Origin of the sequence: Paenibacillus residui (genome assembly GCF_042677205.1) — a bacterium.
Lineage (GTDB): Bacteria > Bacillota > Bacilli > Paenibacillales > NBRC-103111 > Paenibacillus_L > Paenibacillus_L residui.
The window spans coordinates 26,085-47,478 of record NZ_JBHTIU010000037.1; the positions used below are offsets into that span (position 1 = coordinate 26,085).

Below are 21,394 nucleotides of genomic sequence, written 5' to 3' on the forward strand. Positions count from 1 at the left end.
AGTCAAAATCACTCCTCTGCCTCCATCCCCTTAATTAAATGATATAAAGCCCGATGGGTCGGTGCGTCTATTCCTTCTTCACGGGCTATCCTGACCAGGCTTCCGTTAATCCAGTCAATCTCCGTCCTTCGCCCGGCAGACACATCCTGCAGCATGGAGGAATGATTGGCAGCGGTCCGTTCACATACGTTCATGATCTGTTCCCATAAATCTTCATCCAACTGAATGCCTCTGCTTTCAGCCACCGTTCCGGCTTCCGCCAGCAAAATTTGGGCGAGCTTTACAAGCTCCGCATTATGAATCAAAGCGCCGTTCCGTATACCAAGCAAAGCGGTTAACGGATTGACAATCGAATTAATGACCAGCTTATTCCAGCTATACCTTTCAATATGATCCGTCCATCGGGCATCGAAACCGGCCTGGTGCATGATCTGAACCAGCTTTTCTTCATATGGACGGTGTACGGGCGACATTGCAGCAGAACCCCGCCGTAATGCTCTGCCGATGCGCGTCACTCCCATTCCCGTATGCTCCACCTCTACAGAAGATCTTCTGCGGGCGCCCTCGGTGGTAACGGCCAAATATATAGCGGTCGAAGGAAGTGCTGACGGCAGCAATTCCTCGTGCCCTATTCCGTTCTGAAAACCAACTACACCTGTATGAGTTCCGACCTGACGGGAAAGCCACTTCAATACGCGTTCGTCCAAATCCTTCTGCTTGAGGGCCAGAAGAATCCAATCGGGCTTCGATTTCTCCGCAAATGCTTCTTCTTCGAAAGAAGACACCTCCGGCTTCACTATCCGCCGTTCTCCTTCCAGCGAAATAACGGATAGCCCTGAGCGTGCGATCTCGGCAGCCTGGACAGCGGTCCGGCAAACGATCTCCACACGAACCCCTATACTATCCGCACCTGCCAGCTTGCCGGCCAGCAGCAGCCCGACCGAGCCGCCTCCGACAACTCGAATATACATAGAAATCATCCACTTTCGGTTTCTGTACAATCTTATTTATAATTGGCAGCCGCTTCACGTACTGCGAAACAATGCCGGGCTTTCAATCGTTGTTATCTCCGATTTCTATCGAAAGTAATCTCTTTTTATAACGGCCCACTTTTATATAAGCAAATAATCTTACAGCTTCATCGTACTTCTTATTCACGCTTTATCGCAACCTTTTCTTTTTAAAAATACACACCCGACAAAATCAAAAAAGCTCCTGACGGAGCCCTGTAAAATCCATTCACAAAAGGGGCGTATGCCTTCGAAGCGTATTCCCGGGTAGTTGACGGGAAGCCTCCGGAATTGAAGATGAATAGCCCGGTATTAGAAATGCTTTTTATGCTATAGGAATCTTGTTTTGCATTACATTAACTAAGTAAGAACTTTGTATGAGAAACGGTCTGAACCGACAAAAACCATTTGAAAGCTTTCGAAAAAAACGAGGCGAATGGTCAATTCCGCTTACATTCGTTTCTAAAAAAAGATCCGCCGCTCCCAATAATAGGAACGCCGGATCTGCCGGAATAGCCGTGGCTATTCAATTCTTTCGAGATTGCCATTGGCATCCATTTTGAATCTCGATTTTTTGTCGTCATCCTCTTCCACCAAAAACGCCATCTTGCGAGCCCGGTCCATGATTTGAATCAATGCCCGGTAGTCGTCATTGACAACCTGATAATCGCTCTGCACCTCATTGACCTGCTTGCTTAGCTTCTCGTTCTCCTGCTTTAACAGCTCGAACTCCTCCTGAAGCTCTTGAAGCTCTCTTTCCATAGATTTGGTCTGGCGGGACATCTCCTGATAGGATGTCTTCCACTGCTTCAAAAAGCGGATCACGGCATCGATAGATAGGGTCTCTTCACTCAGAAGATCACCCTTCAGCCCTGCTTCCCCCTCCAATACCGCCACCGAGGAAACGCTGGAAACCGGCATTCCCGTCTGTTTTTTCATTTGATGACGCTTCTGCCGTTGGGCCTTTGCTATTTGAATGGCTGCTTCATATTTTTTCCGAACACAGCTATTCCAGCGGAATCCGCAGGCTGCGGCGGTCCGGCCGATTTTTTCGCCTACTTCTTCGAAGGCGGTTAACTGGGTGCTGCCGTCACGAATATGCCTTAACGTCACCTCCGCAAGAATCAGATCGTCTTCTTCGCTCCAAGCATCTTGTCTAACTGCCGACATCTAAATACCTCCCAACCAATAATAAAAAGATATTGCAAGAGTGGATTCAAACCATAATAACATCGTGACCCATCTATGCGGTCTCCCCGTTAATTTATCTCTATGCCCATACTAGAGTTCATAGAATCTATTTGATACTAAAGCTATTTCCATTTTTTTTGACGTCCATACATGTTTTTCGAAAGAAAAGGATAAACTATTCGCGTAATAGCTCGTCACAAAAGTTTACGAATTCGTCACCGTTTACCGTTTACACCCGGAATGTTGAACTGTATAATGAAGTGAGTGATAATGAACGTTGCATTAGAGAGGAGGATGTCAGGATGGCACGCATGTATCGCGTTCTTGGCTTTTGGACACTCGCAATCGGACTAATGGCTTTGGCCGGCGACATGGTACCGATGGCTTTGATTTTCTTTTTCCAAACCGCATTATTCGTATTATTGGGCTACATGAATCTTTCCGAGCGTACCTACATACTTATGTTTTGGGGGTACATGCTCATCTCTTTTACCGGCTTTACGTATTGGTCCTTCTTCCGGATGGAGCTGTAAAGCGAATATTGACATTAAACCACAGAAGGCGACCGTTATCGGCCGCCTTTTTTTTCATATGTATTAATGATTTTCCGAAGCCATTTCTTGGAGCTTTGACCGAAGTAGAATAAGTCGCCGATCCAATGACTAAGCAGACAAAATACGCCGCAAAGTCCCCTTATCTATTCGTTTAGTTATTTGGTTTGCACCAGCACTTTAAACAGCTCGCTCATCCCATCGCTGATCAGAAGCTGGCGAACGGCCCGGTTACGTCTCGCTTCCGGACTGAACGGATCACTGCCGGAATGATTCTGAAGCAGGCTGAAAATTCCCTGCTCGACCAGAAACTGCTTCTGCGTCATCAGACTCCACTCCCGGATCCCCGATTCCTGACCGGCACGGATGCAGGCCGAGAAATTGACATGCGAGGTCATATCCTGCTCCCCGATATGTTCCAGAGGGTAATCCCCCGCGAGGTGATCCCGGTAGCACATCAGGGTGCCGTTCATCCGGTGTTGGGAATAAAGCTCTTCCGCCACATCCCCGTAATCCACCGTCACCAGACTCCCTTCCTCCAACCGGGCGGCCTGGCGGCCGATCCATTCCTCTGCCGACAAGTTAATTTCCGCCGTCTGTCCTTCCGTTAAAGTGATTTGGTTCCGTTCCAAATAGCGCTCAAGCCTCTTATCTTCCGCAGGCGTCCAACGGCTCGCAAAACGGCCCTCCTCTTCGTTCCAGTAAACCCGTTGCTCCTTCAGCCTGCCCTCGGACCATTGGACACGATGAACCGGAAAGGCATCCAGCAGCTCATTGGAAAAAATGACCGTCCGCCGGCTGCCCTCTTTCTCCCATAATTCCTCGTCTATAAAACATACCGCCTGCTGGTGGTCAAGCAGCGTTTCCCGTTGGCGCTGCAGATGAAACGGGCTTTTTTCAATCACAAAATAGGTCAGCCGCTCATATATTTCGGGGTCCGAGGAACGGACCTCGTCCAATATCTGTTTGGCCAACTGTCCGGTCCCTCCTCCCCATTCCACCCAGACTATCCGCCCGCCTCTCCACGATTCGGACAGCTTGAGCATCAATCGGGCGACCATGATGCCCATTACTCCGCCTATAGCAGCGCTTGTATAATAATCTCCGTCTCTGCCCACTTTACTCTTCTCACTCATATAGTAACCGTAATCAGGCTGATAGAGGCACCACTCCATGAAATCCCGGAACGTTGCCGCTTTCTCCGGACTGGCCTCTAGGCGGCGGCGAATCCAGTCGATTAATGGCTTTTTTCCTTGCTGCATGTTTCAATATGTCCCCTTCCCAAAAGTGCTTGCTTCCCATGATTCGTAAAGACAAGTTTAAATATAAACGGTATAATGGTAAAAGATTTTAGACAAAGGAGAGACCTTATTTGCGATTAACCAAATGGATTCCGTTCGCGGCATTGTTATCCTTGCTGTTGGTGCTCAGCGGATGCGGAGCATCTAATGCGAAGTGGAAAGAACAAGTAATCAGCGCCTTGGAAAAACAGAAGGAAATCAACAGCTATTCCTTCGCCGGAGAAGCAAGAATAAAGTGGGGAGAGCCGGAAGACAGCGGTCAGAGCAGTCCCGTCTCGCAATCTCTCGCCCAATTGGTGACTAATGGAAAATGGAGCTGGTCGGGCATTGCCTCCGTTAATCCTCTTCGTCTGGAATCGGAGCTGGAGCTTGCGTCGGCTGATTCGTCTGCCGTGATGACCCTTCCGCTGATTCTTAACGAGAATCATATTTATGTTAATATACCATTGATCAACCCCAAGGATGAATACTTTTCCCTCGATTTGGACGCATTGTCCGAAATGTCGGGAGGAACCGGCAAGCTATCACCGGAACGGCTGCATAACGTTATGAATATAGCGTCCCAGTTGTCTACCCGCTTGTTTGCAGCCCTTGACGAAAAATGGTTCGCCAAGGCGGATCAACCGAATGCAAATGGGCACACCGTCATTGAAGTGAACATAACAGAGGACAATTCTCAAGCGATAACCGAAGCCTTAAAGGAACAATGGCCTTTAATCATTGATGATATGAAGGAAAACGGCTTGCTAGCCGAGGAACAGGCGGCCGTTTGGAAACAAGCGGCGGGTGAAATTAAATTGGGATTGGGCAAGCTCTCCGTAGCCGTGGACAATGGCGGATTTATCCGGGAGCTGACGATCCATACGGAATTAGGAATGGGACAGGAAGATCCGGTACGTCTTATCCATGTAAGGCAAGCTTACGACCGGATTAACGAAGCCCCGGTCTTCACGAAAGAAATTCCGGAGAAGACCAGACCGTTAACCGAGGTTCTGAAATTAATGATGAACAGCTCCAAATAAGGAACGGAGGCATCCCGCCGCGGCTCTTAAACTTTCTGCGGCGGGAAGTTTTTTGGCATCATTTAACATCTATTTTTATAAAATAGAGAGAGTACAAGTAAAATGAAGGGGAATGTCATGGCCAAGCTTATTCGCAATTCCCTGCTGGTAGGCATCTGTCTCATTCTCTGTTTGTCCGGCCCCCCTTTCCTGCTCGCGGAGTCCGAGCCTTCACTCGATGAAATCAAGCAATTGCTGCAGAAAAGCTTGACCATATATGAAATCGACCGGGAAATTGCCAGACTGACCGGGCGCGAAGCGGAAATCGCCAAGCGGATTACCGAGACGGAGAAGGAAATCGGGGCGGAACAGGAACGTCTCGTTCGAACCCGCGAGCATGCCGGAAAAATATTAAGAGCCTACTATATGGGGGAACGCGACAATCTATGGATGCTCATGTTTAACGCCGATTCGTTCTCCGACGCCATTTCCATCTATCAATATTTAAATATGATTCTGGAGAACGATAAACGAAAGTTAAATGCATACAGCGATTCCTACCAGCAGTTGAATCGGACCCGCGATCAATTGAAGGAAGACGAAATCGAGCTCAAGCGGGTCAAAGAGGAATTCATTCGGCAAAGAGAGCGTGTGCTGGCCTTACAGCAGGAAGTGGACGACCAATTGGCAGCTTCCGAGGAAGCAGCGGAGGTGTTTCAGCAAATGGTTGACCTGACTACCGCCTGGCAGGAAAAAGGCTTGCCGGTGTTCCGAACCTATTTTCAGGCAATCGCTGACGAAATGAACGACATCTCGGATTTGTTTAATAATGGCGGAACTAATAAATATTTAAACGGACTTACTTTTCAAATCAGCGATCAGGAGCTGATCGATTATTTCCGGGAGAAAAACCCTTTGTTCGAAAACATCGATTTCTCATTCGAAGACGGCTTATTTACAGCGGATGGCAAGGAAGATGATGTCGAGGTTTCCATCCAGGGACGATATATCATCGAGAACAAGCCTAAGAACAGGCTGCAGTTCCGGGTTGAACAATTAACCTTTAACGGGTTTGTGCTTCCGGACACCACCAACCGGGCATTGGAGGAAGAATTTCCTCTCGGCTTTTCCCCGGAAACGTTCGTTCCCTTCATTCACGCCTCGGAAGTGACGACAGACAAGGGAATGTTCACCCTAAAATTAAAGCTGAAGCTTAATTAGCTTCAGCTTTTTGTTTATATATTTCGCAGCTGCCGTTTGGAACAAACGGCCTATTCCCAGAGCGGTTACTCGTCCTTCCACAGGGCTGCCGCCTTGGCCGCGAACTCGCTCAAGGGCTGCTCTCCCCGGTACATCATTCCCATTTCGGCAGCCAGGGCATTGAGCCGCTTGGCGGAGTCGATTTGTACCGGCAGCAGATTACCCTGCTCCAGCAACCAGGTATAGGAGCGGTATGACGGATCATTCCTTAATTCCGGAGTGGAATAAGCCGCTACATGAGCCGGGAGCACCTTAGCTTCCCCCCACAGCTTCATTTCCGTGTTGAGAGAAGTCAGCTCCCTCAGCAAATCATTAACGGCAGCCTCGTTCCCGGGCCGGGATGAAACGGCGTAGCTTCTTCCCTTCAGCCATGTTCCCGTCTGTCTCTCTCCCTCCGCCACCATCGGCAAAGCGCTTAAAGCTATTTGATCATTCTCATTCCGCTTGAAATCCGATACCGTTGTAATCATGGCCGCAAGATTCCCTTCGGTCAACTGCTTCCACGGATCCCAATCTTTGGACGGGAGCGGGAAATTCATCTGCAGCAGATTCGCATCCCAGCTTGCATTCCGGGGGTTAAAGAAGGTTTCCAGCGCCTTCAATGTCTCCGGATCGTCCAGCTTGGCCAGCGGGTTGACTCCGTCTATGGACGGTACCCCGAGAGCGGACAGCAACGAAAGAAGCGCATAGGGATCTCCCGGATGATAATAAACCCCGTATTTTTTCTCGTCGGGATTCATAAATTGGGAGTTCCATTGCAACAGTTCCTCCGCAGTTTGGGGCGGTTCTTCCGCTTGTATTTCTTCAGCCTTCTGCTTGTTCCAGGCAAGAATATAAGGATCTACATCCTTCGGAATTCCCCAGATATAGCCGTTCCACTTCACCTGATTCATGACGGCGGACAATCTCTGGGCTTGCGGGTCGCTGTCCAACAGCTCGTCAACAGGCTTCAGATAACCTAGAGCAGCAAACTCGTTGACCCAAGCGTTATTCAGAAGCATGATGTCCGGTGCTTCTCCCAATTGGGAGGCCTGCTTCAATACGTCGTAAGCTTCCTCCAGGGGCAGGTTGGTCAATTCCACCTTCACTCCGTGTGCCGAATAGTCGCCCACCCATTTTTCCAATGCTGCATACTCTTCCGGTTTCAGAGAAACGGCGAAATGTATAATCTGTTCCTCGCTGTCGGAGAGCCCGTCCGCATTTTTGGCAAACAGGTCTTTGCCCGAGACCGATCCGGCCTTGGGACTTCCGCCCGGGCCCATAACTCTCGAAATAAGCAGTATTGATAATCCAAGAATAATAAACAGTACGATCAAGCTCTTTTTCCTAGTCACATCCAAAACTCTCCTTACTCCTGTTTCATACGAGGCTAGCAGCGCGGGTGCCTCCATACCCATTGCGGAGAATCCATTCCAGTGTTGTATTTCTTTATTTTTCTATCATAGCAAAAAAAACGTCGCGATTCCTCCTATTTTTGGGGGAATAGAAAAAGGAACCGGACCTAAGGAGCTTTCCTTAAGATCCGGCCCTATGCTATAACGCCAAGTTGAAAAGCCGCGACAGCCGCCTATAACAGATCGGCCGCCAGCTGCGCCAACCGCGATCTTTCCCCTCTTTGCAAAGTAATATGTCCGCTTATAGCCTCCTGTTTAAACCTTTCGACAACATAAGTGAGCCCGTTGCTGGAAGAATCGAGATACGGATGATCGATTTGCTCCGGATCACCCAGCAGTACGATTTTGCTGCCCTCCCCGACGCGGGAGACAATAGTCTTCACTTCATGGCGTGATAAATTTTGCGCTTCATCGATAATGATGAATTGTCCCGGAATGGAACGGCCGCGGATATACGTCAGAGCTTCTACTTGAATGCTGCCCATCCCGGCCAGTATTTTATCAATGTCTCCCGTTTTCTTCGTATCGAACAGGTATTCCAGATTATCGTAGATCGGCTGCATCCACGGACGGAGCTTCTCTTCCTTCTCTCCCGGCAAATAACCGATGTCTTTCCCCATCGGGACGACCGGTCTGGCAATTAACAGCTTCTTATATTGGTTCTCGTCTTCTGTTTTAAGCAGTCCCGCCGCCAAAGTCAGAAGAGTCTTCCCCGTCCCCGCTCTACCGGTTAATGTAACTAGCGGGATATCGTCATTCAGCAGCAATTCCAGAGCCATTCTCTGCTGGGCATTGCGGGCCGTAATTCCCCATACCGGGTCATTGCTCAAATGCAGCGACTCCAGCCTTCTGCCGTCCGCACTCACCTTCAGAAGGGCCGATTTCGCCGTGCCCATCTCATCCTTGAGGATAACAAATTCATTAGGAAGCAGAGTCAAGGATGCCGGCAAACTGCTTAAATTTAACTTTCTGAAAGAATAAAACTCATCGATTATAGACGGGTGAACCTTCAGGGTGACCCATCCGGTATACATTTCCGATAAGCTGACTACCCGATCCGATAAATAATCTTCCGCCATTAACCCGAGAACATCCGCCTTGATTCGGACAAGCGAATCTTTGCTGACAAGGATAACCGGTCTGGGATTGGGCTTGCTTTGCTCTTCCGTCCAATAATTCATGGCCACGGCGAGAATCCGGTTATCGTTCGTCATTTCTCCAAAGACATCCTGCATCTTGAGGAAGCTTCGATGGTTCAATTCTACCTTCAAGCTTCCACCGTTCTCCAATGTGACCCCATCGTGAAGTCTGCCCTGGCTTCGGAATCCATCGAGCAAACGGGATACGTAGCGGGCATTCCGACCGATCTCATCCGCAAGCCTCTTCTTAGAGTCAATTTCTTCCAACACGGTTGCGGGAATGATCACTTCATTATCCTGGAAGGCAAATACGGCGTTAGGATCCTGTAACAGCACATTGGTGTCCAGTACATAAATTTTTTTCATAAGGAATCCCTCCACGTTATCGGTTAATCGAGCGGAATACATAAGAAAAAAACTGTAAGGACAAACTATCGGTAGCTTGATTTTAGAAGAAAGGACGATCATGTCATGAGAATGCTTTTGGTTATTGCATTAGTTATCGTTATGCTGTCGGGCTGTCAGACTGCCGGCCAAACGGGGGCGTCTTCGGGAGGAGGAGCACCATCCGGCAACCAGGTTCAAAGCCAACAAACGAACCCGGACCAACAGCCAATGAACAATGATGCGATAGCTACTCATCTGGAAACCATCGTTAAATCTATTCCACAAGTCGAGGATGCCACATGCGTCGTTATGGGAAATACGGCGATCGTCGGAATTAACGTTAAGCCAGATCTGGACCGCGCGCGTGTCGACTCCATCAAATATTCGGCCGCCGAAGCGTTGAGAAAGGATAAGTACGGTGTGAATGCACTGGTTACGGCAGATCTCGATATGGGACAACGAATCCGGGAAATGCGCGAAGATATCCAGAAAGGCCGCCCGATGGCCGGTTTCGCTGAAGAGCTTGGCGATATTATCGGGAGAATTATGCCGCAGGTGCCGCAAGATATAACTCCGGCCGATAGTCCTCCTCCTCAACAGAAAAATCAACAGTAGCGACTCAAATTATTTAGTAAAGCAATATATGGAGGAATGAGGAGATTTATACAACCCTTTTCAAGCGGCTCCACTACCCGAGGCAGTATAAATGCAAGAAAGCCTAGCTATATACTCACAGCTAGGCTTTCTGCATCTTGTCCGTTCGATTTATCTGCAGCTCTTGGAACATAATTTTCGGGCAGCACGAATTTGTCCTTCCGAAACTGCTCATACTGTGTCTCCGGCAAAGCGGTTATGGCATCAGCCATATACTCGCCCTCCCTACCTCCGATAATGTCATATTCTTATTATAGCATATGCATACGAAGAAGTACTACCTGACAACTATGGAGAATCGCAGCGCCGGGACGTCTCGGGCCGGCCATACTGAGGGTTGGATTGAATATCTTCCAGCAGCTGCTCGGCCATTTCCCGTTCCGCCAACTGCTCCTCTTGCACTCCGTTAACGGTATATTGTATCCGATAAGTATGGTCATTCAGCAACGACATTTCAACCCGGGTCAAATGATGGTCTTCCGTTAAGATCTTCTCGAAAAACTCCAGACTGTTCCTAGCCGCACCGTCTTCAGGACGGGCGTCCGATACAATTTTGATCTGCAGCCAATTGAAAAGCGCATCCCGCAAATTCATTAACGTCAGCCCTTTCGAATCAGATAAATGTTGCCTAGGCACTGCCGCAAGCTTGCTTTCTTCAACCGGCGGAAAGCTTAATCCTGCCTTATTCCTGTTTCTTCTGCCGATCCGTTATCCAGTAGCGGATTCGGACGATAAACATGAGTCCGACCGCGACAGCGAGGCTGGGAATGATCGGGAGCTGCAGATCGAGCTGAAACAGCAGGAGAATGAACGAACCGATGGCCAAAATAATATAAATGAGAATCTCCTTCAGAATCGGAAGCCTCTTCTGCACCTTGAACACTTTATTATAAACATAGGCAAGAGCAACATAAATAATGAAATAAGTTATCCACGGATGGTTAAAAAACCATTCGTTCAGCCCTCCCACGGCCGATCGACCTCCTTAACTGTTGGCTTCGGACAATTTGCGATGCTTTTCTGCCCGCTCCCTCTCACTTTTGTTTAGTATTTTCTTGCGCAGCCGGATCGATTTAGGAGTGATTTCGCAATATTCATCATCGTTCAAATACTCCAGAGCCTGTTCCAGACTGTATAACCGCGGCGTTTTCATTTTGACCGTATCTTCCTTCGTTGCGGAACGAACGTTGGTCAACTGCTTTTCCTTACAGATGTTGACTATAATGTCATTATCCCGGTTATGCTCACCTACGATCATTCCTTCGTAGACCTCCGCTCCGGGTTCAAGGAAGAGAGTTCCACGGTCCTCAATAGATAGAATCCCATACAAGGTCGCTACACCGGTTTCGCTGGACACGAGAACGCCCTGATGTCTTCCGCCGACCCCGCTTCCTTGGTAGGGGCCATAGCTGTCAAAGGCGTGATTCATAATCCCATATCCGCGGGTCAGTGTAAGAAAATGGGTACGGTATCCGATCAGACCGCGTGCCGGAATAAGAAATTCCAACCGGACCTGCCCGCCGTTATTTGTCATATTCACCATTTCTGCTTTGCGCGTGCCGAGACTTTCCATGACCGCCCCCATGCTTTCCTCGGGGATATCGATAATGAGCCGCTCAATCGGCTCCATCTTCTGGCCGTCGATCGTTTTAATAATGACTTCGGGCTTGGATACCTGCATCTCGAATCCTTCCCGGCGCATATTTTCGATCAGAATGCCCAGGTGCAGCTCTCCCCTTCCGGAAACGATGAACGCATCCGGGCTGTCGGTTTCTTCCACCCGCAGGCTGACATCCGTCTCCAGTTCCTTGTCCAGTCGTTCGCGAAGCTTACGGGAGGTGACCCATTTCCCTTCTCTTCCGGCAAACGGGCTGTTGTTGACCAGGAAAGTCATCTGCAAGGTAGGCTCGTCTATTTTCAGAACGGGCAGCGCCTCCGGGTTGGCCGGGTCTGCGATCGTCTCGCCGATGTTGATATCTTTAATCCCGGCAATGGCTACAATATCCCCGGCTCCCGCTTCCGGGACTTCAATCCGCTTCAATCCCTGGAACCCGAACAGCTTCTCCACCCTTGCGTGCTTGGTTCCGCCTTCGCGGGTTATAACCGCCACCGGCTGGCCTTGCCGGATCTGTCCCCGGTTCACGCGGCCGATGGCGATACGGCCCAGATATTCATTATAGTCCATCAATGTAACCTGGAACTGAAGAGGCTTCTCTACGCTTTCTGTAGGCGATGGGATATGCCGGACGATAGCTTCGTAAAGAGCTTCCATCGTGTCGCCTTGAACATCGGGGTCCAGGCTCGATTTGCCCTGCAGCCCGGAAGCATAGACAACGGGGAAATCCAGTTGTTCGTCATTCGCTTCCAGCTCAATGAACAGCTCCAGAACCTCGTCGATCACCTCGGTCGGCCGTGCGTTCGGACGATCGATTTTGTTGACGACAACAATCGGCTGAAGCTGATGCTCCAATGCTTTGCGAAGTACGAATTTGGTCTGCGGCATACAGCCCTCGAACGAATCGACAACCAGAAGCACTCCGTCTACCATCTTCATGATCCGCTCTACCTCTCCGCCGAAATCGGCGTGGCCCGGAGTGTCAACAATATTAATTAGATAATCTTTGTAATGGATGGATGTATTCTTAGCAAGAATAGTAATGCCCCGCTCCCGCTCCAGATCATTGGAATCCATAGCGCGTTCCTGCAGCGCTTCGTTCTCGCGGAACGTGCCGGACTGCCTCAGCAATTGGTCCACTAATGTTGTTTTGCCGTGGTCTACGTGTGCAATAATCGCTATGTTCTTAATTTTATCTCTTGCGTGCATAAAATGTCTGTCCTCTCTGACGAATAGAGTAACGAAAGCAAAAATTCACCGAGCTTGTTCCGGATGAATCCGTTGTTCGTCCCGTCCACGAAAGAAGCGTCGGACCTTTAAGCGCCGACGCCTCATTATCATACCTATTATACGCTTATGCCCTGCAAAAATCAAGGCTGAGCTGTATGCCGGTAACGGTTACCAGGTCTTGGGTCTGCGCAGCACCATGAACAATCCCGCTGCAAGCAAAATAGCCGCTACAACATAGATACCCCCGGTAAAGATAAACATTAACGCAAAGAACACAGCCGATATAACTGCCAGCACAATGGAAACCAACCACAGCTGCCTCGGACTGTTGCGGTCAAACAGATACAGCTCGTACAGTCCGACGGCGACACCGAAAATAAAGAATGGCCATAAATATTTCATCCAGTGCCAGCCGAACAAATTACACAGGAAAAACAATACCGAATAGGTGACCAGCATTCCGCCGGGAACCAGCACCCCGGAAGGCAAAACTTTGCTGAAGAACAGAAAGTGCAGCCCGAGGCCGACCGCAAGTACGATCAACGGCCAGAAGATGTAACCCAGGAAGCTGAAAACGCCCAGTTTGCCCAAAATCAGAACAACGGCAATTCCTATTAACAATACACCGATGGAAAAATTGTTTCTTTGCATGGCCTTCCTCCCGCTTGACAGAATGCGACAAGTCTTACAAACAGTGTAGCGGAAATAGAGTAAAATTTCCAGTCATCACGCCAATACTCGCGATATTTTTCCAGAAACCGCCTTTTTCTCCGACTTTATTCTTTTTTCTGACTCATTTATAATTTTCTGCGTTTTTTGGCGGCAAGCAGCCGGTTCATGGTGTCATCCTTCGAGTGCTTGGCTTCTTCCTTACGGGCTGCCGCAGAATCCCTCCCGGAATCCGCAAGACCCGGGGGTTCTCCGGAGTCCTTCGTTCCATGCCCGAAAGTGTTCCCCGGGGTCGATCGCTGCTCCGGTACCGGCTTCTCTTCAGCTAATGCGGAGCGAATCATTCCTCCGGAAGCTGCAGCGCCGTCCGCCCTTTCCTTCCCGGAGTCGGCGCCCTTATTCTTCGATTGCTGCAATCGGCGGAATAGCTCCGATCCTTCCGACGATTCGGACGGATCTGTGTTTCCTGTGCCGCTTCCTCTCCAGAACACCAGGGAACCAACCAAACGACTCCACGGAATCGACAGACGGCGTACGGCGATATCCGCAAGCCACAGCAGCAGCGCCGCCGCCAGTAACGGCCAGGTCAAATCGCGATACTGCTTCTTGCTTGCCGCCTCTACGGCAAATACCTCCTCCGGGCGATCCACGGAGAGCACTCTTCCTCCGGTCAGCTCGGCCAGGCGGCGCAGCTTCTGTTCGCCGTCCCCAGCGGTTATCCGGTACTCCGGCGAATAAGGAATGACGAAGCCCGATGTTATGCTTCCGATCACTTCGGAATCTTCTTCTCCGTCCTTCGATTGAAGGACATCAATTTTAGTCAAGTACGCCCCCGGCCGGGTCACCGGAAATTGCCCGGTATATTGGCCCGGTATAACCGGATGAAGGGACACCTCCTGCGCCTCAAGAGCCTCGTCAGTTATCGTCGCTTTAAGCTCTCCTTGAAAATCCGGCATGAGGCTTTTCACATCCAACGCAAGCTGACTGCCTCTCAATTGTGTGGATATCTCGAGCGGAGAGGAGTTAAACTGCGGAAACGTCCATTTAATGATTTGACTCATTGCTTCCGGGAAGCCTTCCCAGGCTATCCAATCCTTCGCCCAACGGCCCGTCACATCGCTCGTCCAGGCAACCGTCCTGCCGGAGCCATACTGCCATCTGGCAAGCAGCGGATCGGGTTCCGGACTCATGAGGGCCACTTCCGCCGTCTCCTTGGGAGTAGCGGCAATGTAGGCCTGAACCATCGGAACTCCATTGCGGAACAGACTGCTCCAGTCCGCCGCTTGCCCGACGATCGGTGCGAAGGGTTGGTCTACAATATACGTGCGGGAAACCATGACCGCTTCGCGGCTGAATATTGCGGGGACGGTGCTCTGGTCATTGGTAAAGTAGTATCTTCCCTTGGCCAGGTTGGCCAGCCGCTCTAACAACTGGGTATCCGCCCCGTCGCCGATCGCTACGGTGGATAATGTAATATTGTCTTCCGTCATCCCGGCGGTGAGCTGCTCGTAGCTTTGACTCGTAGCCGATTGCCCGTCGGTAAGCAGGATGATATGCTTACGCTGGGCTTCCACCTGCTTAAGCTTGGCATAGGCCTCTTCCAACGCAGGATAAATCTCCGTTCCGCCATCGGCCGGGATCGAATTGATTTCCCCGATGACCTTCTCTTTATCCGTCAGTTTATCCGGCTCGGAGACCCACCAGTTGCTCGAATCGAACGCCAGAATGCCGAGCGTATCCTTCTCCCGAAGCAGCTCGACCGTTCGGGTGGCCGCTTCCTGGGCCAATGTTATTTTATCGCCGGACATGCTGCCGGATTTATCAATCACCAGAATAAGTCCCAGGGAAGGGATCTCCCGCTTCCCTTGCAAATCCATATATACCGGCAGGGCTTTCTCGATCGGAGTATGAAAATAACCGCCCAAGCCGAAGCTGTTCTCCCCGCCAAACATGATCAGCCCTACGCCGTAGTCACGAACCGCCTGTTCTATCATGCTCATCTGAAGCTCGGACATTCGGGTGGCAGGAACATTATTTAACAGAATACTCTCATAGGAAGTGTATCCGGCCAACTCCCGGGATAGCATCTCCGGCGGGAGGATGTCGTAGGGGATAAGGCCCGAATCCAATACCGAGGCCAAGTTCTGGGAGGTTCCGGGCTCGCCTTCAACGATCAGCACCTTCGGCGGTCCCGTCACCCTGCTGAAGGCAGCCCCCGAATTGTTCGCTGCTTGGGTATCCCCGGGAACATAGATTTCCGCCCGGTAACGGTGAAAGCCGGGTTCCTTGGCCAGACTCTGCAGGGCGAACCGGTTCTCTCCCCGCTCCAGCGATACCTGCTGGATCGAAATTTCCCGGTTGTCCTCATAGATGCGCAATTCACCTTGTACGGCCTCCGTACTGGACAGAACGACCTCCAGCGTATACTGCTCGGCCTGATACAGCTTTTCCGGAACTTTGATGCTCTCTACCGCTACATCCAGTCCGTTCTCCCTGGGAACATACAGGACGTCAACCGGCACGTTTTTGTCGCCAAGCAGCCTTGCTTGCCGCAGGAGATCGCCGGCGTTCTCCTCCCCGTCGCTGACGAGAACGATTCTCGATGTATACTCATCGGACAGCAATCCGCCTGCCGCTCGCAAGCCCGCTTCCAGATTGCTGAATTGCCGATTAATCTGGCTTGTCCACTGGAAGCCCTCCAGATTCCGCGAATCGGGCTTGCGCTCCACAGCAGGTTCCAGCCCGGCGGCGACAACCCCTACCGCATCCTCCGTGCCTTTGGCATCAGCCGCCAGTTTCATCCAGTCGAGCAGTGGAGCCGCGGATTCCGGCATGCTGTCCGAACGGTCGTGGACGAAGACGACCGCTTTACGCTCCAGAACAGAATAGATCTGCATCCCGGCCAAAGCGAGGATGAGCAGCAGCAATACGGCGCTTCTCAGGGCAATGGCAAGTCGCTTCCTGTTCCCGCTCAACCGAACGGTTCCCCGTCCGAAACGGTATAACAAGTACACGGCCGGAAGCAGGAGCAGCAGCAGCCAAGGGGTGCTAAACTGAATTCCCACGCTGATACACCCCCCATTCCAATAAAACAACTATTATAACCAGAACGATCAGCCATGAGGTGACTGGTACCGGTGCTTTTCCTTCCGCCTGCCGGACAGCCGGAGATTCACCGGCATCCGCCCCGCTCTCCTTCGGACCGGCCTCCTCTTGGCTGCCGGAACCGAAGGTTAGCCCGGGCTGCATCGCCAGATTGGATTCGCGCGAATCCATCACTGACGCCAGCCATCTCGATTGCAGCTCCGTTCCGTTCTCATCCCATTCCACGAAGCGGTACAGCCCCGGAACAGGAGGAACCGTCTGCAGGCTGGAGACCCGGCCATCCACTATATCTGCGTCCCATCCCTGCCCGCCGTCCGCGGCTATCCATTGGGCGCGAGCCGCCTTCAGGGAGACCGGAATCTCCCTCGTCTCCGAAGCGGCGGCGAGACCAAGGCTGGACGTCCGCGATTTGCCCAGCCACTCTACCGCATTCTGAACCAGAATCGGAAATTCCGAACGCAGCGGCAGATCGGAGTCATGCAGGTCGAAGGCAAACAGCAGCCGTTCCTGCCCATTCTCCTCCCCGGCATAGACGAGAGGAAGCTGGCCGGCCGTGATAATGGGCTTGGCCCATACCGGCGGCTCCCCGGCCAGAGCGGAAGCAATATGCGTATCGAGAAGAGAGATGTATTGAGTTACCGGATGATCGGCCACGGAATAATCGTTAACCCCGACCGCGGTTTCCGCTCCTTCCAGGCCGGTACGAACATACCAGACCGGCTTGTCGGCCAGCAGTTCCTGCCATTCCGCCCCCGCAATAGCGGAGTTCTCGACCGCATCAACGACTACGAAGTCGAACGGGCTCTCCGGAATGGCGAACGTCGCTCCGCTCCGCTGCACCTTGAGCAAATCCACACCGGCCAGCGAAAGCGCCTTTTCCAAAAACAGGTTCCCTTCGCCGGCCAGAACCGCGGTTAAATGCCGGCCGCCGGAGAGGAAGGCGTAAGCGGTGTTGTCTTCTTGCAGCACATCATCCGCTTCGGCATCCAACCGATAGTAATCCGCCGAGGGAAGCCCTTGGAAATAGACGGTTCTTTGTTCCCCTGCGGCAAGCTGCAGTTGCTTCGTCTCCGCGAGCCTGTCGGCGGCATACAGGGATACGTCGAATACGGCTTCCTGTGCGCCCCAATTTTTAACCGTGGCCACCGCAGTAACGGTCCGTTGCCCCGTACCGTCCTCCCGGACCCCGAATTGCACAACCTGAATATTGTCCGTATCCAACCGGGTTGGCTGATCCACCGTCCACGGAACGTCCAGACGAACGGCCGCAGCCGATTCCGGCCACTGTCCGTCGGTTACCAGGCGAATTTCCGCTTCGGGATCCTCACGGGTCAAGGCGGCAGCCAGCGAGAGCGCCTCTTCGTAAGCGGCTGTGCCATAGAACGGGTCAATTCCGGCAAGGGCTTGATCGAGAGCAGCGAAAGAGTCGTCCGAGGAAAGCCGCACTTCAGGAACGCCGCCAACGGAAATGACGGTAAACCGGCTTCCCCGAGCCTCTTGCTTCGCCCATTCCCTTATCCGGTCCTTCGCCTCTTGCAAGCGGGTATATGGACCCCCTTCCTGCGAAGGCTTCCGGATGAGCGACTGCATGCTGGCCGAGTTGTCGACAACGAGGACGACATGATCGCGGGCCTCCTGTTCCGACCAGACGAACGGTTTCATCAATGCAAGCACAAGAAGCGCCGCCGCCAATAGCTGGATGAGCATCAGCAGTCGGTTTCTCAGCTTTTGCCACGGCCGATTCGCTTCGATATCCTTGAGGACGCGGCTCCATAGCAGATGGCTGGACACAGGAGTATCGATATATTTTCTTTTGAACAAATACATGACGATGATGGCCGGCAAAGACAACGCAAACCACAAGCCGGCCAACGATTCAAAGAACATAAGGGCTCACCTCGAGCTTCAATACGATTTACAACGGACCGTTCCTCATCTGCAGATCAAAACCAAGGGAGCCTGATCCTGCAGCGATTTGCAGAAGGGCAGCCCCTGTCCGCGAACAAATTATTTCAATAAACCGCTGCGCCTGAACTCCGTAATCGTTACAGACAGCGGCGAATCCGTTATTGCAAGCTGGTAGGCAATGCCCCGTTCAAAGCAATATTTGCGCAGCGCTTCCGTATATTGATGGACCGCGGCTTTATATTCCTTAATAATTTTACCGGATATGGCCACTTCCTTGCCGCTTCCCGACTCCACGTCGATCAGCCGAAGATCCCCGAACAGCTCCGGGTCTACCTCCTCCGGCGATAATACCTGAACGACAGCGATCTCCTGACCGGCGGCCAGCAGAGAGGAAAGCGCCTGCTCCACTCCGGATTCATACAGGAAATCGGAGAAGACCCAGCTCATTCCGGGCCGGACAGGCAGCGACGAAGGATGGCTTAAGGCAGCGGCAATATCCCCCGCTTCCCGGGATTCGGTCCGTGCCAGAAAATCAAATATTCGCTGAGCGGATGCTTTGCCGCGCATCATCGGCAGCCGGGCGTACAAGCGGTCGCTGAATACACCGATTCCGACCCGGTCGTAGCCGCACAAAGCCGTGTATCCGATACAGGCAGCCAGTTGACGCGCAAATAGATACTTATTGACTCCTCTGGAGGAAGCGCCGAATTTCATCGAGGCCGAGCCGTCCACATACAAGCTGACCTGCAGCTCCTGTTCATCCATATACAGCTTAATGAAAGGCTTGCCTGTCCTCCCGTAGGCATTCCAGTCCAATTGCCGGATATCGTCTCCGGGAGTATACAGCCGGTAATCGGCAAAATCGAGCGAACTGCCCATCTGCTTGGAACGGCGTTTGCCCTGCATCGTCCCGCGTATGCGATCTTTAGCCCATAAGGAGGAACGCTCCAGCCGAAGAAGCACCTCCTGGGGAACCAAACCGGCCGCTGTGTTCTTCGTGCCTTCACTGTTCCCTGCCCCGGCCTCATTCATGTTCTTCCCTCCGCTTCCTGTCCGTCCCGAGTAACGACACGATCAATCCTTCGCTCATTGTCCCCGCTCCGCTTCCTCTATAACGGCCTCCAGAATTTCATCGGTCGTCTTGCCCATCGCCTGGCCTTCAAAATTCAAAAACAGCCGATGGCGAAGAGCCGGAATGGCCACTTGAACAATGTCGTTGCGGGAAACATGCAGCCGGCCGGCAAACAATGCCCTGACCTTTGACACTGAAATAATAGACTGGATTCCCCGCGGACCCGAGCCGAATCTGACGTATTTTTTGACGGCATCGGGAGCCTCCGCCTCCTGCGGGTGGGTCAGCATAATGAGGCGGACCGCATAATCGAGCACATCGTCAGCCACCAACAGCTCCTTGACGCCATTCTGGATCTCGGTCACTCTCGGGCCGTCGGCTACTTTATGAGCCCGCAGCTCCGCCGCCGATGTGGTTCTCGCGACAATTTCCTTAAGCTCTTCTCTGGAGGGGTAGGATACCTGGATCTTCAGCATAAAACGGTCCAACTGGGCTTCCGGAAGCGGGTAGGTGCCTTCGTTTTCCAGCGGGTTTTGTGTAGCAAGAACGAAGAAGGGGCGGGGAAGCGGGTAGGTTTCGGAGCCGACCGTGACGGTCTTCTCCTGCATCGCCTCCAGGAGGGCGCTTTGTGTTTTGGGAGTGGCCCTGTTAATTTCGTCGGCGAGCACCAAATTGCCGAAGACCGGGCCCTTCTGGAATTGATAGGACGTTTCACCTTTTAACCCGAATTGAATGATATTCGTTCCTGTAATGTCCGCCGGCATCAAATCCGGTGTAAACTGAATACGGGAAAAGGACAGGTCGATCGCGTCGGCGATCGTACGAACGAGCATCGTCTTCCCCAAGCCGGGAATCCCCTCCACTAGCGCATGCCCTCCGGCAAAAATACACCACAGCATTTGCTCGACCACATCCCGTTGGCCGACGATGACGCCAGCCACCTGCTCACGTATGGCGTTGATCGTTTCCATCCATTGTTCCAGCTGCTGCTTCGTTTCAATCATGACAGGTCCTCCTCTGCTCGTATTATGAATTCCCCCTGGGCTTGACCAGCGGCTGGGGACCGCTTTTTGATTTAATGTAGTTCACGGAAGGAAGGGACTATTTGGGGATTGGAGATGTTAGGAAAAGTTGTTTCTTCTACACTCGGCAGTAAATATTCAGGCTGTTGAGAAATCGCCTACGTAACTCGATAATGATACAAATGCGCGATACATGGATGCGAACGAGTGCGATTTGTACGAAAAATCATTCAGTCAGACATGCGTATGCCGCGAAGATTTCGATTTTTGTATGAATAATCGTACAAACAGCTGTGTACGTGCAGCGAAGATCCTGCTTTGTATGAAATATCGTACAGATGAACAGACCAGTTCCGTCAAACGATTTTTCCAACAGCCCCAAATATTCCAATTAAACATCAACGCACTCCGGTTAGGACGCATCATTCTTCCGCTGGAATAGCTAAGTTCATTGGCAGTCATACAAATATACGTGTGTCTGAGCATCATTGAATTTGTTGTTAGCGGTTAGGTTGAATTTCCGTAAAATAATCCCGCACCAGGTTCTGCATGCTTTGCGGAAGCTGGGAGCGGTTCAATGATTGCGTTGCCTCAGCCGCATACTCCGAATACACTTCCTCGTAAGGGCGGGACGCTCCGTCCAACACCGGGGCCTGGCCGCCTTTCTCGATCTCCCCGCCGCGGCCGTTCAGCGGTCCCTGGTCCGAGGTGGGCGTTCCTCCGCCATCAGGAGTACGCGGGGTAGAGATCATACTGCGCGAACCGCTGCCGGTTCCCCCGGCAAGGCCGCCTTGGCCGCCTCCGCCTTGGCCACCTCCGCCCTGGCCGCCGCTGCCCTGGCCACCGCTACCTTGGCCGCCTCCACCCTGGCCGCCGCTGCCCTGG

General features: G+C 51.9%; 19 protein-coding genes. 4 read left to right on the forward strand and 15 right to left on the reverse strand.

Annotation, left to right across the window (positions count from 1 at the left end; translation table 11 throughout):
* Window positions 1-8: 8 nt before the first annotated feature.
* On the reverse strand, window positions 9-971 hold the full coding sequence (locus ACFQ03_RS11920; protein WP_186328318.1) for a ketopantoate reductase family protein: 963 nt from the start codon (window positions 969-971) through the stop codon (window positions 9-11).
* A 561-nt stretch (window positions 972-1,532) separates the two neighbouring features.
* Window positions 1,533-2,180 (reverse strand): RsfA family transcriptional regulator, encoded by a 648-nt coding sequence (locus tag ACFQ03_RS11925; protein WP_144935807.1) that lies wholly within the window; start codon window positions 2,178-2,180, stop codon window positions 1,533-1,535.
* Window positions 2,181-2,503: 323 nt separating this feature from the next.
* Between ACFQ03_RS11925 and ACFQ03_RS11930 the strand changes: the two genes are divergently transcribed.
* Window positions 2,504-2,734: a DUF2626 domain-containing protein gene (locus ACFQ03_RS11930; RefSeq protein WP_144935804.1), complete on the forward strand. Its 231-nt coding sequence runs from the start codon at window positions 2,504-2,506 to the stop codon at window positions 2,732-2,734.
* Window positions 2,735-2,910: 176 nt separating this feature from the next.
* On the opposite strand, the gene ACFQ03_RS11935 is transcribed toward ACFQ03_RS11930, so the two are convergent.
* A complete protein-coding gene (locus ACFQ03_RS11935) occupies window positions 2,911-4,014 on the reverse strand; it encodes a class I SAM-dependent methyltransferase (protein WP_150960011.1) in 1,104 nt (367 codons plus the stop codon).
* A 110-nt stretch (window positions 4,015-4,124) separates the two neighbouring features.
* On the opposite strand from ACFQ03_RS11935, the gene ACFQ03_RS11940 reads away from it, so the two are divergent.
* Window positions 4,125-5,075, forward strand: a complete 951-nt coding sequence (locus ACFQ03_RS11940) for a hypothetical protein (protein WP_379288313.1) — start codon at window positions 4,125-4,127, stop codon at window positions 5,073-5,075.
* 117 nt (window positions 5,076-5,192) lie between these two features.
* On the forward strand, window positions 5,193-6,275 hold the full coding sequence (locus ACFQ03_RS11945) for a coiled-coil domain-containing protein (protein ID WP_379288315.1): 1,083 nt from the start codon (window positions 5,193-5,195) through the stop codon (window positions 6,273-6,275).
* A gap of 65 nt (window positions 6,276-6,340) precedes the next feature.
* On the opposite strand, the gene ACFQ03_RS11950 is transcribed toward ACFQ03_RS11945, so the two are convergent.
* Window positions 6,341-7,648 carry a sugar ABC transporter substrate-binding protein gene (locus ACFQ03_RS11950; protein WP_186328317.1) on the reverse strand — a complete coding sequence of 436 codons (1,308 nt, stop codon included), beginning with the start codon at window positions 7,646-7,648 and terminating at the stop codon, window positions 6,341-6,343.
* A gap of 233 nt (window positions 7,649-7,881) precedes the next feature.
* On the reverse strand, window positions 7,882-9,213 hold the full coding sequence (locus tag ACFQ03_RS11955) for a PhoH family protein (protein ID WP_144935791.1): 1,332 nt from the start codon (window positions 9,211-9,213) through the stop codon (window positions 7,882-7,884).
* 105 nt (window positions 9,214-9,318) lie between these two features.
* Here ACFQ03_RS11955 and ACFQ03_RS11960 point away from each other — a divergent pair, with 105 nt between their 5' ends.
* Window positions 9,319-9,849: a YhcN/YlaJ family sporulation lipoprotein gene (locus ACFQ03_RS11960; RefSeq protein WP_379288320.1), complete on the forward strand. Its 531-nt coding sequence runs from the start codon at window positions 9,319-9,321 to the stop codon at window positions 9,847-9,849.
* A gap of 107 nt (window positions 9,850-9,956) precedes the next feature.
* On the opposite strand, the gene ACFQ03_RS11965 is transcribed toward ACFQ03_RS11960, so the two are convergent.
* The 10 genes from ACFQ03_RS11965 to ACFQ03_RS12010 all read right to left on the reverse strand — a co-directional run bounded on the left by ACFQ03_RS11965 (window position 9,957) and on the right by ACFQ03_RS12010 (window position 21,261).
* A complete protein-coding gene (locus ACFQ03_RS11965) occupies window positions 9,957-10,100 on the reverse strand; it encodes a hypothetical protein (protein ID WP_186328316.1) in 144 nt (47 codons plus the stop codon).
* Between the two features lie 76 nt (window positions 10,101-10,176).
* Window positions 10,177-10,482 (reverse strand): hypothetical protein, encoded by a 306-nt coding sequence (locus ACFQ03_RS11970; protein ID WP_379288322.1) that lies wholly within the window; start codon window positions 10,480-10,482, stop codon window positions 10,177-10,179.
* A gap of 88 nt (window positions 10,483-10,570) precedes the next feature.
* Complete coding sequence (locus ACFQ03_RS11975; RefSeq protein ID WP_144935917.1) at window positions 10,571-10,849, reverse strand: YlaH-like family protein; 279 nt, start codon at window positions 10,847-10,849, stop codon at window positions 10,571-10,573.
* A 24-nt stretch (window positions 10,850-10,873) separates the two neighbouring features.
* Complete coding sequence (typA, locus tag ACFQ03_RS11980; RefSeq protein ID WP_379288324.1) at window positions 10,874-12,712, reverse strand: translational GTPase TypA; 1,839 nt, start codon at window positions 12,710-12,712, stop codon at window positions 10,874-10,876.
* Window positions 12,713-12,901: 189 nt separating this feature from the next.
* A complete protein-coding gene (locus ACFQ03_RS11985; protein ID WP_144935779.1) occupies window positions 12,902-13,384 on the reverse strand; it encodes a hypothetical protein in 483 nt (160 codons plus the stop codon).
* Between the two features lie 146 nt (window positions 13,385-13,530).
* Window positions 13,531-16,467, reverse strand: a complete 2,937-nt coding sequence (locus tag ACFQ03_RS11990) for a VWA domain-containing protein (RefSeq protein ID WP_379288326.1) — start codon at window positions 16,465-16,467, stop codon at window positions 13,531-13,533.
* Window positions 16,451-18,394, reverse strand: a complete 1,944-nt coding sequence (locus ACFQ03_RS11995; RefSeq protein ID WP_379288328.1) for a vWA domain-containing protein — start codon at window positions 18,392-18,394, stop codon at window positions 16,451-16,453. Before ACFQ03_RS11995 ends, ACFQ03_RS11990 begins: the two co-directional genes overlap by 17 nt.
* Before the next feature lie 120 nt (window positions 18,395-18,514).
* Window positions 18,515-19,447: a DUF58 domain-containing protein gene (locus tag ACFQ03_RS12000; RefSeq protein WP_150960014.1), complete on the reverse strand. Its 933-nt coding sequence runs from the start codon at window positions 19,445-19,447 to the stop codon at window positions 18,515-18,517.
* A 54-nt stretch (window positions 19,448-19,501) separates the two neighbouring features.
* Window positions 19,502-20,491, reverse strand: a complete 990-nt coding sequence (locus ACFQ03_RS12005; RefSeq protein WP_150960015.1) for an AAA family ATPase — start codon at window positions 20,489-20,491, stop codon at window positions 19,502-19,504.
* A 518-nt stretch (window positions 20,492-21,009) separates the two neighbouring features.
* Window positions 21,010-21,261, reverse strand: coding sequence for a hypothetical protein (locus ACFQ03_RS12010; protein WP_379288331.1), 252 nt, complete (start codon window positions 21,259-21,261; stop codon window positions 21,010-21,012).
* Window positions 21,262-21,394 lie beyond the last annotated feature (133 nt).